The following is a 13,660-nucleotide window of genomic DNA, read 5'->3' on the forward strand; positions in this document are numbered from 1 at the left end:
ACTTCGGCCGCGTATCCAAGAATGGGCAGATCGGGAAGATCCCGGGCGGTTGATTCGCCAGACTTCACCTCTTCAGGTGAAGGTTCTCCCGGGCGGGCGCGCGAGCCCTCGAATGTACGCATAGCGCACTGCCTGGGCCCGGTCGCGGAGCCCCGCCTTGGCGAAGAGGTTGTTGATGTGGCTCTTCACCGTCGCCTGCGAGATATGAAGGCTGCGGGCGATGTCCGCGTTGGACATCCCTTCGGCGATCAGCACCAGCACCTCGGCCTCACGAGGCGTCATCCCGTCCGGCAGCTCCGGCTCACCGCCGCCACCGGCCGGAAGAGGCCCCGCGGTGAGCCGTTCCAGCAGGCGGGCCTGCACCGTGGGCGAGAGCCCGGCCTCCCCGGAGAGCACGGCCTGGACGGCCCGCACGATCTCGTCGCCCCCGGCATCCTTCGTGAGGTACCCCCGCGCCCCCGCCCTGAGCGCCGGGAAGAGGGAGTCGTCGTCCGCGAACGTCGTGAGCACCACGACCTGGGTGCCGGGGAACTGCTCGCGAATGCGCCGCGTCGCCTCCACCCCGTCGCAACGCGGCATCCGCAGATCCATGAGGACCACGTCCGGCGCATGCTCCGCCACCTGGGCGACCGCTTCCTCCCCGTCCTTCGCCGAACCGACCACCTCGATGCCCGGCAGCAGGCCGAGCAGCATCACGATTCCCTCCCGGACCACCGCCTGATCGTCGGCAACCACCACCCGCGCCGTCACGCGGGCACCCGCAGACTCACCACGAACCCCTCCTCGCCCGGACCGGCCTCCAGCGCGCCGCCCAGCAGTTCGGCGCGCTCCCTCATGCCGAGCAGACCGTATCCGGAACCGCTGCCGGCGAGGTCACCTCCCGGACCCCGCCCACCCGAGTCCTTGACTTCCAGAACGACTCCGTCCGGCTGGTACTCCAGACGTATCTGCACCCTGGCCCCCGGCGCGTGCTTCCGGACGTTGGTCAGTGCCTCCTGCGCCACCCGCCGGACCGCCTGCGATGCCTGGGCGGTCAGCGCCCGTCGCTCCCCCTCCACCCTGACCTCGGCGGGCTCGGCCGCCACCAACTGCCTCAGGAAGTCCTCCACCGGTGAAACCTCGCCCCGCAGCGCGGAGAGCGCCTGACGGGTCTCCGCGAGGCCCTCGCGAGCCATCGAGCGGGCCGCGACCACCCGACGCAGTACCTGGTCCCGGAACTCCCCCGCAGGCTCCCTCTCGATCAGCAGCCTCGCCGCCTCCAGGTGCACCAGCTGGGCGGAGAGGCTGTGCGCGAGCACATCGTGGATCTCCCGTGCGATCCGGGAACGCTCGTCCAGCGCGGCTCTCTCGGCCTCCGCCACCCGGGCCGCCCGCTCCTGGGCCAGGAGCCGCTGCGCACTGCCGCGCGCCTCGGCGTCCAGGCGGAGCACGTACCCCGCGAGGCAGAGCCCCGCCGTGGTCACCGCCGACGTCACCCAGTCGTCGGTGTTCACCACCGCGTAGGCGCCGAGGGCCACCGCGGTGGCCGGGACGCCCGCCGAGAGCGGCAGCCGCTCCAGGGCGGTGACCGCGCAGCCGCACCAGAGCACCGTCGCGGGGACGGAGGCCCCCATCTGCCCGGCCCCGAACGCGGCCAGCATCAGCAACCCGAGCAGGCCGAGCGACGGCCACAGGCGGTTCTCCAGGCTGGTCCGGAAGAAGGCGACGGCGAGCAGGGCGCAGACCAGCACCCCGGCCAGTCCGACCACGATCTCCCACGGGCCGAACAGCCCGCCGGTAAAGGTCCCCCACAGCATCAGGGTGAGCAGGCCCACCCGGACGGACCAGGCGATCACCCTCCGTGCGCGGGTGCGGGTCTCCCTGGCGAGTGCCTCCCTCGACGGCCAGCTCGTCCAGGCGGCGGGGGTCATACGCGGTCCCTTCCTGCCGGCCGGATCGGAACGCCGTTGGCAAGGCCGCCGTACGACGCCGGTATCACCCCGGCCCGCCACGCGAGAAGCCCGCCACGCACCAGCAGGGTCGCCGCGAGAGCCGTCATCAGGGCGGGGCTGCCCTGATGGACGCCCAGCATCGCGCCGATCCCGTAGAGAGCCGCCCGCAGCGCCAGTCCCCCGGTCCAAACGAGGACGGTGGCCTTGGTGCCCTTGCTCCACAGCGAGCCGTCCTCGGCCCGCCAGACCCGGGACGTCCATGCCCATCCGGCGCCCGTGATCAGGCCCACGGCCAGCTCCGCGCCCAGGACGGCCACCGACGCTATGCGGTGGTCCGGGTCGATGAGGCCGGGCTCCCGCAGGGCCATGACGAGCAGCACGGCGGGCAGGACCCACCAGCGCCGGTCGCCGGAGATCCGCTGCGCCGAGCACTGACGGACCAGGACGAGGGCGATGACCGCGACGATCACCAGGACATTGACGAGCCCGGACATGGGCGCCTCCGAGATGCGAGAAGTTCTGCACCTCCGACGCTACGGAAAAGTCCGGGTCAGCAGATCGGCTCCAGGGTGGATCGTGGGTGGAGCCGTCGTCTCCACCCACGGGTGGAGACGACGGCTCCACGCTCAGACGTCGATGCGCGAGCGGTCCAGCGTGGCCGCCGAGCTGGTGATGAACTCCTTGCGAGGTGCCACCTCGTTGCCCATCAGCAGGTCGAAGACCTTCTCGGAGGACTCCAGGTCGCCGATGTTGATGCGGCGCAGCGTGCGGTGGCGCGGGTCCATCGTCGTCTCCGCCAGCTGGTCGGCGTCCATCTCGCCCAGACCCTTGTAGCGCTGGATGGAGTCCTTGTAGCGGATGTTCTTGCGCTGGAGCTCCAGCAGGCGCTGGCGCAGCTCGTTGTCCGAGTACGTGTAGATGTACTTGTCCTGGCCCTTCTTAGGCTGGACCAGCTCGATCCGGTGGAGTGGGGGCACGGCGGCGAAGACCCGGCCCGCCTCGACCATCGGCCGCATGTACCGCTGGAAGAGTGTCAGCAGCAGGATGCGGATGTGGGCGCCGTCGACGTCGGCGTCGACCAGCAGGACGATCTTGCCGTACCGGGCGGCGTCGATGTCGAAGGTCCGCCCGGAGCCGGCTCCTATGACCTGGATGATCGCTCCGCACTCGGCGTTCTTCAGCATGTCGGAAACCGATGCCTTCTGAACGTTGAGGATCTTGCCGCGGATCGGCAGCAGCGCCTGGAACTCACTGTTCCGGGCGAGCTTCGCCGTGCCGAGCGCGGAGTCGCCCTCCACGATGAACAGCTCGCTGCGCTCCACGTCGTCGCTGCGGCAGTCGGCGAGCTTCGCCGGCAGCGAGGACGACTCCAGTGCCGTCTTGCGACGCTGCGCGTCCTTGTGCTGGCGGGCCGCGATCCGGGTGCGGGCAGCCGCCACCGCCTTGTCCAGGACGGCTCTGGCCTGGGCCTTCGCGTCCCGCTTGGTGGAGGTGAGGAAGGCCTTGAGCTCCTTGGCGACGACATTGGCGACGATCCGGTTGGCCGCCGAGGTGCCGAGCACCTCCTTTGTCTGACCCTCGAACTGCGGTTCCGCCAGGCGCACGGTCACGACCGCGGTGAGGCCCTCCAGGGCGTCGTCCTTGACGATGTCGTCCTCGGCCACGCGCAGCAGCTTCGCGGAGCGCAGCACCTCGTTGACCGTCTTGGTCACGGAGCGCTCGAATCCGCTCACGTGCGTGCCGCCCTTGGGGGTGGCGATGATGTTGACGAAGGACTTCAGGTTGGTCTCGTACCCGGTGCCCCAGCGCATCGCGATGTCGACGGACAGCTCCCGGGTGACCTCGGTCGCCGTCATGTGCCCGCGCTCGTCCAGGACGGGGACCGTCTCCTTGAACGTGCCCTGCCCGGTCAGGCGCAGGACGTCACAGACGGCCTTGTCCTGGGCGAGGTACTCGCAGAATTCGCTGATGCCTCCGTCGAAGCGGAAGGTCTCCTCCGTCTTGCCCGCTCCGTCCAGGCCCCGCTCGTCGCGCACGACGATGGTGAGGCCGGGGACGAGGAAGGCCGTCTGGCGGGCCCGCTGGTGGAGCGTGTCGAGATTGAGCTTGGCGTCCTTGAGGAAGATCTGCCGGTCGGCCCAGTACCGCACCCTCGTGCCGGTACGTGCCTTCGGAACGCGCTTGCCCTTGAGCAGCCCGTTGGACGGGTCGAACGGGCTGTCCGGCCCCTGCTCGGTGAAAATGCCGGGAACCCCGCGGCGGAAGCTGATCGAGTGGGTCGCGCTGTTGCGGTCGACCTCGACGTCCAGCCGGGCGGACAGGGCGTTGACCACGGAGGCGCCGACGCCGTGCAGACCGCCGGACGCGGCGTAGGAACCGCCGCCGAACTTGCCGCCGGCGTGCAGCTTGGTCATCACGACCTCGACGCCGGACAGGCCCGTCTTGGGTTCGACGTCGATCGGGATGCCCCGGCCGTTGTCGCGGACCTCGACGGAGTTGTCGTCGTGAAGGATGACCTCGATGTGGTCGCAGTAGCCGCCGAGGGCCTCGTCGACGGAGTTGTCGATGATTTCCCAGAGGCAGTGCATCAGGCCGCGGCTGTCGGTGGACCCGATGTACATGCCAGGGCGTTTGCGAACCGCTTCGAGCCCCTCGAGTACGAGCAGGTGCCGCGCGGTGTAGTTGGAACCGTCTCGGTCTGCTCCGGTCAGCAGCGCAGTGGACGGCACGGACGTATCGGCGGTCACGCGGTTCGCTCCTCGCTGAATTTCATTTGGGGCCCAGTGGGTCACGGGCTCGGCTTCGGTTGCCGCTGTGAGGGTACCGAGGCCTGGTAGAGCGGGTGAAACGCCACCCTTGAAGAAGCCTCAGACTAAACCAGACTCGCATGCACGTTCGATCCCTCCTTGGGGTGACGTGCACATCACGTTCCCTTCCAGGCATGAACCATTTAGGCTCCGGGCACGTCCTCATGAACAACCGGCAAGCCAGCCGGCCCGGACTGACCAAGCCCAGCAACGCGAAACCGTAGCGCCACGCAATACGGCACATTCGCCGCGAACCGGCAACAGACAGCCATCCCGAGAAGAAGTTTCGAAGAAAAGCCACGAGCGGGAACGTTTTCGGCCTGGTTGGATGTTGACCCTGGTACGACAGCTCGTCGAGCTAGAGAAGAGGCGACGTGACTACTGTTCTGACCCCCGCGAGCCCGCTGACCGCAGCAGATCGCTGTGACCGTTGCGGCGCCCAGGCATACCTGCGCGTCGTGCTCATCAGCGGCGGTGAACTGCTCTTCTGCGCCCACCACGGTCGCAAGTTCGAGCCGGAACTCAAGAAGATCGCCGCGGAAATACAGGATGAGACGGACCGACTGACGGCCGTGCAGGCCCAAGCCGCCGAAGAGGAACAACACTGACACCTCGCATCCACGACGAGCCAGGGGCCGGTCCCGGACCGGCCGACGGGCGGCCTTCCTTGTGGGGAAAGCCGCCCGTTCTCGTATCTGTGGAGCCTGTGCCGGTCAGTCGGCGGCTGCCATCCACCCGATGGCGGCGGAGACCCGCGTGTAGACGCCGGGGCTCCCGGCGCGGCCGCAGCCGTTCCCCCAGGACACCAGCCCCACAAGCCGCCCCTGGGCCACCAGGGGCCCTCCGCTGTCGCCTTGGCAGGCGTCGTATCCGCCCTCGGGTTCGCCCGCGCAGAGCATCGACGAGGCGTCGTACGTACCGCTCCTACCGCCGGGGTATGCCTGCTCGCAAGAGCTGTCGGGCAGAATGCTCACCTCCGCGGACCTGAGTGACGACGCGTAGTCGCCGTAGCCGGTGGTGTCACCCCAGCCGTAGACGACCGCAGGGGTGCCGGCCCGGTACGCGGAGTCACCGGCCTCGGCCATGGGGAGCGTGTCCTGTTCGGGCAGCGCCTCGGAGAGGGTGAGCACCGCGACGTCCCCGCTGTTGGTCGCGGCGTCGAACCCCGGGTTGACCCACGTACCGCTCACCGGGATCTCCTTGCCGCCCGCGCCGTCCAGCTCGTCCCGGCCGGAAATGATCCGCAGGTCGCTCACCTGGCCCACATCGGTGCCCAGCGCCTCCCGGCTCAGGCAGTGCGCGGCCGTGAGCACCTTCTTCGGCTCCACCACGACGCCACCGCAGAACTGGCCGGCCCTGGTACCTCCGAACCGGTCACGGCTGGAGAGGGCCACCACCCACGGGCTGTCCGCAATGTGCGCGGGCCGGCCTCCGATGACGATGCTGTCCGCGACCGCTGTGGCGGGGGACGCAAGCGGTATCACGGCCGTGGCGGCGGCGAGGGCGAGCGCCCCGGTCATGGTGCGGACGACGGTGCGGGACATGCGTACTCCTGACTCCGTGATGGACGATGCCTACCCAGAGTCATTCCGCCGACGCCGACGCGCACCTCCGCGCGCCCCACGGGAAGTGAAGAACAGAAACGCGCAGCACGATGCCCCGGCTCCCTGAGGGAGCCGGGGCATCGTGCTGCGTACTGCTGCCGTCGACCTAGTCGAGGTAGTCCCGCAGGACCTGCGACCGCGACGGGTGGCGCAGCTTCGACATGGTCTTGGACTCGATCTGACGGATGCGCTCGCGCGTCACGCCGTAGACCTTGCCGATCTCGTCCAGCGTCTTCGGCTGCCCGTCGGTGAGGCCGAAGCGCATGGAGACCACGCCGGCCTCACGCTCGGACAGGGTGTCGAGAACCGAGTGCAGCTGCTCCTGGAGGAGCGTGAAGCTCACCGCGTCGGCCGGGACGACCGCCTCGGAGTCCTCGATCAGGTCGCCGAACTCGCTGTCCCCGTCCTCACCCAGCGGGGTGTGGAGGGAGATCGGCTCACGGCCGTACTTCTGGACCTCGATGACCTTCTCAGGGGTCATGTCGAGCTCCTTGGCCAGCTCCTCCGGGGTGGGCTCGCGGCCCAGGTCCTGGAGCATCTGGCGCTGGACGCGCGCGAGCTTGTTGATGACCTCGACCATGTGCACCGGGATACGGATGGTACGGGCCTGGTCGGCCATGGCGCGGGTGATCGCCTGACGAATCCACCAGGTGGCGTACGTGGAGAACTTGTAGCCCTTGGTGTAGTCGAACTTCTCGACCGCGCGGATCAGACCGAGGTTGCCCTCCTGGATCAGGTCCAGGAAGAGCATGCCGCGGCCGGTGTAGCGCTTGGCCAGCGAGACCACGAGGCGGAGGTTGGCCTCCAGCAGGTGGTTCTTGGCGCGGCGCCCGTCCTCGGCGATGATCTCCAGCTCGCGCTTGAGCTTGGGGGCGAGCTTGTCGGAGTTCGCCAGCTTGTCCTCGGCGAACAGGCCCGCCTCGATGCGCTTGGCGAGCTCGACCTCCTGCTCGGCGTTGAGGAGCGGGACCTTGCCGATCTGCTTCAGGTAGTCCTTGACCGGGTCGGCCGTGGCGCCGGCGACGGCGACCTGCTGCGCGGGCGCGTCGTCCTCGTCGTCATCGGAGAGGACGAAGCCCTTGTTCTCGCCCTCGCCCTCCTCTTCCTCGCCCTTGCCGGCCTTGACCTCCTCGACGACGTCGTCGCCGTCGAGGATCTCCTCGTCCTGCTTGCCGGCCTTCTTCGAGGCCGTCTTCTTGGCAGCCGTCTTCTTCACGGCGGTCTTCTTGGCTGCCGTCTTCTTGGCTGCCACCTTCTTCGCGGGCGCGGCCGCAGAGGCTTCCTCGGCCGGGTCCGCGGCCTCGGCGGACGGGGCGGCGGGCGCCGCGACAGTCCGCGTCACCGTCGTCTTGGCCGCGACGGTCTTGGTGGCGGTGCGCTTGGCCGGGCTCTTCGCTGCAACGCTCTTGCGGGCGCGCTTCGACGGCTCCGCGGCACTGACCATCAGCGTCACACCCTCTTCCTCGAGGATCTGGTTGAGGCTGCGCAGAACGTTCTTCCACTGGGTTGGCGGAATCTGGTCAGCCTCGAAGGCCCGACGCACGTCATCGCCGGCGATCTGCCCATCAGCCTTTCCCCGCTCGATGAGCGCCATCACAGATTCGGACTCGGCGATCTCCGGCGGGAGCGTACGGGATGTGCTGGCCGACACGAACAACCTCTCGGAACGATGGAAACGGCTTCCGGCCCGGCCCAAAGAGGGCTGGAACCGACGACCGCCGGGCGGGGAATGCACCGACGGCGCGGGCTAGGCCTCAGAACTGCACAGCGCCCTGAACGGCTGCTGTATTCCTTCTGCGACGGTCACCTCTTAAGTCATCGCGCTGTCTCGAAGAGTGTTACGTCCGTTCCGCGTGGCCCGAGTCACACCCCATTTGCGATGAACACGACCAAGGCGACATCTCTCCGTCCCTGTGCCGCCGGACCACCGGGGTCCGGCGGCATGTGGCGCGTACACCCTGCCCGTGCCGCGGTCAGTGCTCGCGCGGCGCCGGCACCACTCGTTCCACCTCGTGGTGGCCCACCAGCAACTGGCGCATGGCCGCCTCGGCGCCCGCGGAGTCACCGGACGCCAGGGCGTCGGCAATGCGCGCGTGCAGGGCGACGGATGCGTCGCTGGGTCGGTCACAAGCGGTGGCCGGTCCCCCGGAGACCTGCAATGCGGCGGAGACGATTCCGGAAAGGTGCTCCAGCATGCGGTTGCCCGCGGCCTGGATGAGCAGGGAGTGGAACTCCGCGTCGGCGCGGGCACATGTGATCATGTCGCCCTGCCCGAGCGCGTGCCCCATGATCTCGACCATGTCAACAAGGCGCTGCTGGAGGTCCTCGCGCCCGTGACCGGCGGCCAGGCGCGCGGCGAGAGGTTCGATCGTCCAGCGGAGATCGCCCAGCTCACGACGCTGGTCGTCGCGCTGCGGACCGAAGGCACGCCATTCAATGATGTCGGGATCGAGCAGATTCCAGTCACTGACCGGCCGTACCCGCGTGCCCACGTTGGGGCGGGCACTGACCAGCCCCTTGGCCTCGAGCACGCGGAGGGATTCCCGCACGACGGTCCTGGAAACCTCGAAGCGCTGGCCGATCTCCTCCGGAACCAGAGGGCGGTCCGCACCGAGGTCACCGGAAACGATCATCTGTCCCAGCTGCTGAACAAGTTGGCCGTGCAGCCCACGGCCACGGCTGGCCGATCCCCGTCGGCCCACCCGGCCGAGCTCGGCGTCGGGACCGTCCCAGGAACGCACGGCGGCGCGCTCGCCGGCCGGCGCCTCCGCGTAGGGGTAACGGTCGAGTTCGCCCGGGCCGGCGAGGCCGGAATCGGCGGAGCGGGCGGTGGTCATCATGGTGTGCGCAAGGGTACTCACGCATCCTTTGTCGGCGGGTCTCAGCCGCCCCTTGAGGTCTTTGCTGAAAAGCACACGAAAGGGTGATCGGCACCTGCCCCTCAATTGACGCCTTACTGGTATAAACCGGGCATTTCAAAAAGGAGTTACGAGGACCCTGGCGTCCCGGCACGCTCGGTGATCACCAACGGACCCTCCCTCGGAGGCTGGTGAACAAATACGCGCAGATGAGAACCGACAACGACAGGGCCAGGGCCGCCCCCACGGGATGCGCCACGACCCGCACCGCGGCCAGCAACCATCGGTCCGCCTCCTGCGGCCACTGCAGCCAGGCCAGTTCCCGCAGTCGACCCGGAAGCCCGGTCATCGAACGCACGGTCGACGCCTTGGGCATCCGCTCGACCAGCGGCACCATCAGTACGGGTACGGCGAGTACGGCGGCGATCCCGGCGGCCGTCACGCGGAAGATGCCCGCGGCCAGCAGCCCGGCCCAGGCGCACCCGACGGTCAGGCCGGACCAACCCGCGGCCAGGGAGACCGCATTCGCATTCGCCGGGACGTGGAACAAGTCCCCGCCGTACACGACACGAAGGGCCGACGCCGAGGCGAGCACGACGATCAGTGCCAGCAGGAGCGCGACGCCCCCGGACACGGCCAGCTTGGCAAGGAGCAGTCCGAGTCGGCGGGGCACCGTGCCCCGGCCTGCGGCGAGCGCCGGATAACGGAACTCGTCGCCGAAGGACAGCGCACCGAGCAGTCCTGCCCCGAGCGCGGCGGGCGGGAGCGGCAGCAGCGAGGGCCAGGCGGCGAGTACGTCGGGCAGCGTGGCACGGCCGTCGCGGGCCAACAGCACGGAGAGCCCGACGGAGGCGGCCAGGACGACCGCCATGACCACCGCCGTGGTCCGCACACCGAACAAGCGGTGCAGTTCGTAGCGCAGCGGCCGCAGCGGTCCACGGGCCGGGCGCCGCCTGATCGGAGGCGGCAGTTCGCCGCGCGCACCGGGTGCGACGGGGTGCGACGCGGCGCCGGGCGCGGCGCCCCCGGATCTCTCGGCGTCGGCATCGGCCGGGAGGTCGCCCCCCTGGGCCGGAGAGCCGGCGGACCCGCCGACGGGGCCCGTGTCACCGACCTCGTCGGCGAGCTGGTGGACGGGGAGCCCGTGGCGGAACGCCGCGTCACCGACCTCCGCACAGCTGCTGCCGTACACGGAGAGCCGACTGCCGGCCTCGGTGACGACTTCGACGGACCGCCGGGCGGCCCGTGCCTCCCGGCTCACGATCGCGCCGAGGCGGGCGGCGTGCGGGGAGCGGACGGCGACGCGGGGCCGCAGGCGGGTACGCGAGAAGGCCGCACCGTCCTGGTCGGCGACCAGGCGCCCGCCATCGATGGTCACCACATGACCGGACGAGCGCGCGGCCTCCTTCGGGTCGCTGGTGGTGAACAGGACGGTTCCGCCCCGCTCGGCGTGGGAACGCAGCATGCCGTGCAGCCAGTCGGCCTCCCGCGGTGCCAACCCATCCGCGGGATCGTCCAGGAGGAGCGTGTGCGGGTCACCGAGCAGCGCGCAGGCGAGCGCCAGCCGGCGGTCCATGCCGAGGGAGAGCGCACCGATGCGCTGGTCGCCAAGACCGGCCAGCCCCGCCACGTCGAGCAGTTCGTCCGCCCTGGAGGCCGACACTCCGGCCGCGGCGCAGAGCATGCGCAGCTGCCCGCGAGCGGTCCGGGCGGGATGCCCCGGCACGTCTCCCAGCACCACGCCCACCTCTCCCGCCGGGCGCGGGACGCGGTGCAGCGGGCGCCCCCGGAAGTAGGTGATCCCCCGGCCCGGATCGAGTTCGAGCATCAGCCGCAGGGCCGCAGTCTTACCGGAACCCGGCGCTCCCAGAAGCGCGGTGACGCAGCCGGGCTCCGCGTCGAACGTGAGGTCGTCCACGGCGGGCGCGTGTCCACGGGAGCGGGTGCTGGTGAGTCCGATGGCCTGGAGCATCGCTTCTCTCGCAGGGGATGGGACGGCAAAGGCGAGGCCGCCCGGCGGCGAGTGAGTACCGCAGCACGATAACCCGATATATAGGACTTTTTGCGTAGCGCAGGGCGCATGGCGCTCGGATGTCGCGTACGCAGTCGCACAGGTGGGTCCGCCCCCGGCTGCCCCCCTGCTACTGCCGCCCGTCAGACCTCGGGCCTCAGCATCGGCGGGTTGAGCACCGTCGCCGCGCCGGACCTGAACAGCTGGGCGGGCCGGCCCCCCTGCCTGGTGGTCGTACCGCCGGCGGGCACCAGGAAGCCCGGCGTGCCCGTCACCTTGCGGTGGAAGTTCCTCGGGTCGAGCACCACCCCCCACACCGCTTCGTACACGCGGCGCAGTTCGCCGACCGTGAAGGCGGGTGGACAGAAGGCGGTGGCCAGCGAGGAGTACTCGATCTTGGAGCGGGCCCGCTCCACTCCGTCGGCGAGGATCTTGGCGTGATCGAAGGCCAGCGAGGCCTGGTGCTCGCCGTCCGGGCCGTAGCCGCCCTCCGGGCCGAGCAGGTCCTCGACCGGCGCCCACCGCGCGCTGTTCGCGTCGCCGCCCGCCCTGGGAGCGGGCAGATCGGGGGCCAGCGCGAGATGGGCGACGCTGACGACCCTCATCCGCGGATCGCGCGCCGGGTCCCCGTAGGTGGCGAGCTGTTCGAGATGGGCGCCGTTGCCGACGGCCGGGGCGGCCGGGTCCTGTGCGCACAGGCCGGTCTCCTCGACGAGTTCCCGTGCCGCCGCGGCTCCAAGATCCTCGTCGGCCTTGACGAAGCCGCCGGGCAGGGCCCACCTGCCCTGGAACGGGGTCTCGCCTCGGCGTACCACCAGTGCACAGAGCGCGTGCCGTCGCACGGTGAGCACGACCAGGTCGACGGTGACGGCGAATGGCGGAAAGGTCGACGGGTCGTAGGGCGGCATGCCGTGATCATAGTCGTCTTCCTGACGATAAACACTCCCTTCCTCGGGTCTCTTCACCAGCTTGCGCAACCTGCCCGCGGGCTCCAAGGGCGCGAACGCGTCCCGCCTCGGCGTGCGGCGCCGGAGGCCGGCGCCGCACGCGGATCAACGGCCGGTCCTGGTCCCTCGGCGGCCCTGGACGCCGGGGCGGCCCGCCCGGCGTCGGCCCGGCGTCCCACCTGTGCCCGGCCGCGTGGAGCCGGTACGTGCGCGGGCACGCCCGGCCGGCCGCACACGTACCGGACGGGCCCCCGCGACCCGTTCCGTACGCCGGCCGTGCCGGGCCATCCGGGTGCTGCGCTCACCGCGCAGGCAGCGCCGGAGCGTCTCGGGGTCGAGGCCCTGGTTGCAGGCCTCGTGCAGAAGCTGGGCGAAGGTGTAGCCCGGATCGAGCCGCAGGGCGAGCCCCAGTGCGACGCGCGCGGCAGGTTCGTCACCGGTTGACCAGGAGACCCACCCCGCCAGGGTGAGCGGGGCCGCGGCGTGTTCCTCGTACGGGGCAACGCAGCGACGGGCCAGCGCCCGCCACAGCCTCAACGCGAGGTCCGCCTCGGGCCCTTCCATCCATTCCGCGGCCCTGTCGCGGGTCTCCCGGTCCTGGAGGCCGAGGATCACCGACGCGGCCTCCTCGTCGCCGATCAGGCGGTCGTCGTTGATGTCCGCCAGCGAGGGCGCTGCCGCCGGCGCCTGCCCGAGGCGGTCCATGAGCCGACGGGCGAGCTTCAGCGTGGCACTGCCGACCTCCTTGCGGCCCTCCTGGTCGAGCAGCTTGGGCACCATCGCGCTCCCCGCCGCGTCCAGGGCACTCTGCTGGCCCTCGCCGACCGTTCGGGTGAGCGGTGTGAGCCTCGCCTCCATCTCGCGCAGCGACCCGCGCACCTGGATGCCGGCATAGGTGGCCGCCGCCGCCATCACGGAAGTCCCGGGCATGGCCAGCGGGTTGCCCTCGGCCGGGCAGCAGCGGGCGTCGGGGCAGACGTAGGACCAGTAGCGGTTGTCGGAGATGCAGAGCGCTTCGAGCACGGGCACATCCAGTGCGCCGCAGGCCGTACGCAGCCGCTGGGCGAACGGCCTCAGCCGTTCCATCGTCTGGTTGCCCGTCTCTCCGTCGGCCGGGTCCTGGCAGAGGAAGATGACGATGGCGTCGGGCCGTCCGCCGCGCCGTTCGCTTCCCTTGATGAGGCATTCGGCGAGTTGCTCGGCCACCGATGGCCACTCCTGCGCGGCCTGCGGGATGCCGAGCCTGAGTCGCCCTCCGAACCGGCCCCGGCCGCCGTGCAGGGCGACCATGACCACGCTGTCGTTCGGATGGAAACCCATGAGATACGGGAGGGCGTCGGCCAGCTCGGCCGGGCCTCGCAGGGTGATCTGCTGTTCGTCGGACGGGCCGGTGGATTCGTGGTGCTTGTTCATGGCATGACCGTCTCGCGGTCAACCGATTCCCGCCACCCCCTGTGGATAACTTATCCACAGAGAGTGACTGGTCATTCGCGGTTGTCGGA

At 70.1% G+C, this 13,660-nt stretch carries 11 protein-coding genes; 1 reads left to right on the forward strand and 10 read right to left on the reverse strand.

The genetic code is table 11. The annotated features are described in order from the left end of the window. Positions 1-72 precede the first annotated feature (72 nt). The 4 genes from E6P78_RS21620 to E6P78_RS21635 form a co-directional block, all read right to left on the reverse strand. Entirely contained in the window at positions 73-750 is a 678-nt protein-coding gene (locus E6P78_RS21620; RefSeq protein ID WP_136205283.1) for a response regulator transcription factor, read from the reverse strand. Next, on the reverse strand, positions 747-1,910 hold the full coding sequence (locus E6P78_RS21625) for a histidine kinase (protein WP_136205284.1): 1,164 nt from the start codon (positions 1,908-1,910) through the stop codon (positions 747-749). The genes E6P78_RS21620 and E6P78_RS21625 overlap by 4 nt, the downstream gene beginning before the upstream one ends. Beyond that, complete coding sequence (locus E6P78_RS21630) at positions 1,907-2,425, reverse strand: CcdC protein domain-containing protein (protein ID WP_136205285.1); 519 nt, start codon at positions 2,423-2,425, stop codon at positions 1,907-1,909. Before E6P78_RS21630 ends, E6P78_RS21625 begins: the two co-directional genes overlap by 4 nt. Before the next feature lie 132 nt (positions 2,426-2,557). After that, on the reverse strand, positions 2,558-4,678 hold the full coding sequence (locus E6P78_RS21635; protein ID WP_136205286.1) for a DNA topoisomerase IV subunit B: 2,121 nt from the start codon (positions 4,676-4,678) through the stop codon (positions 2,558-2,560). 434 nt (positions 4,679-5,112) lie between these two features. Here E6P78_RS21635 and E6P78_RS21640 point away from each other — a divergent pair, with 434 nt between their 5' ends. After that, complete coding sequence (locus tag E6P78_RS21640; protein ID WP_024489001.1) at positions 5,113-5,346, forward strand: hypothetical protein; 234 nt, start codon at positions 5,113-5,115, stop codon at positions 5,344-5,346. A 105-nt stretch (positions 5,347-5,451) separates the two neighbouring features. Here the strand turns inward: E6P78_RS21640 and E6P78_RS21645 are convergent, their stop codons facing one another. From E6P78_RS21645 to E6P78_RS21670, 6 genes are all read right to left on the reverse strand, one after another. Next, positions 5,452-6,282: a serine protease gene (locus E6P78_RS21645; protein ID WP_136205287.1), complete on the reverse strand. Its 831-nt coding sequence runs from the start codon at positions 6,280-6,282 to the stop codon at positions 5,452-5,454. Positions 6,283-6,448: 166 nt separating this feature from the next. Beyond that, positions 6,449-7,993 (reverse strand): RNA polymerase sigma factor, encoded by a 1,545-nt coding sequence (locus E6P78_RS21650; protein ID WP_136205288.1) that lies wholly within the window; start codon positions 7,991-7,993, stop codon positions 6,449-6,451. A gap of 322 nt (positions 7,994-8,315) precedes the next feature. Continuing rightward, positions 8,316-9,182, reverse strand: coding sequence for a FadR/GntR family transcriptional regulator (locus E6P78_RS21655; RefSeq protein ID WP_276607225.1), 867 nt, complete (start codon positions 9,180-9,182; stop codon positions 8,316-8,318). A gap of 181 nt (positions 9,183-9,363) precedes the next feature. Next, positions 9,364-11,172: an ABC transporter ATP-binding protein gene (locus E6P78_RS21660; RefSeq protein ID WP_136205290.1), complete on the reverse strand. Its 1,809-nt coding sequence runs from the start codon at positions 11,170-11,172 to the stop codon at positions 9,364-9,366. Between the two features lie 182 nt (positions 11,173-11,354). Then, entirely contained in the window at positions 11,355-12,119 is a 765-nt protein-coding gene (locus E6P78_RS21665; RefSeq protein WP_136205291.1) for an NUDIX domain-containing protein, read from the reverse strand. Between the two features lie 144 nt (positions 12,120-12,263). Beyond that, complete coding sequence (locus tag E6P78_RS21670) at positions 12,264-13,571, reverse strand: DUF4192 domain-containing protein (RefSeq protein ID WP_136205292.1); 1,308 nt, start codon at positions 13,569-13,571, stop codon at positions 12,264-12,266. Between the last annotated feature and the right edge of the window lie 89 nt (positions 13,572-13,660).

The organism is Streptomyces sp. A0958, assembly GCF_004795035.1.
GTDB lineage: Bacteria > Actinomycetota > Actinomycetes > Streptomycetales > Streptomycetaceae > Streptomyces.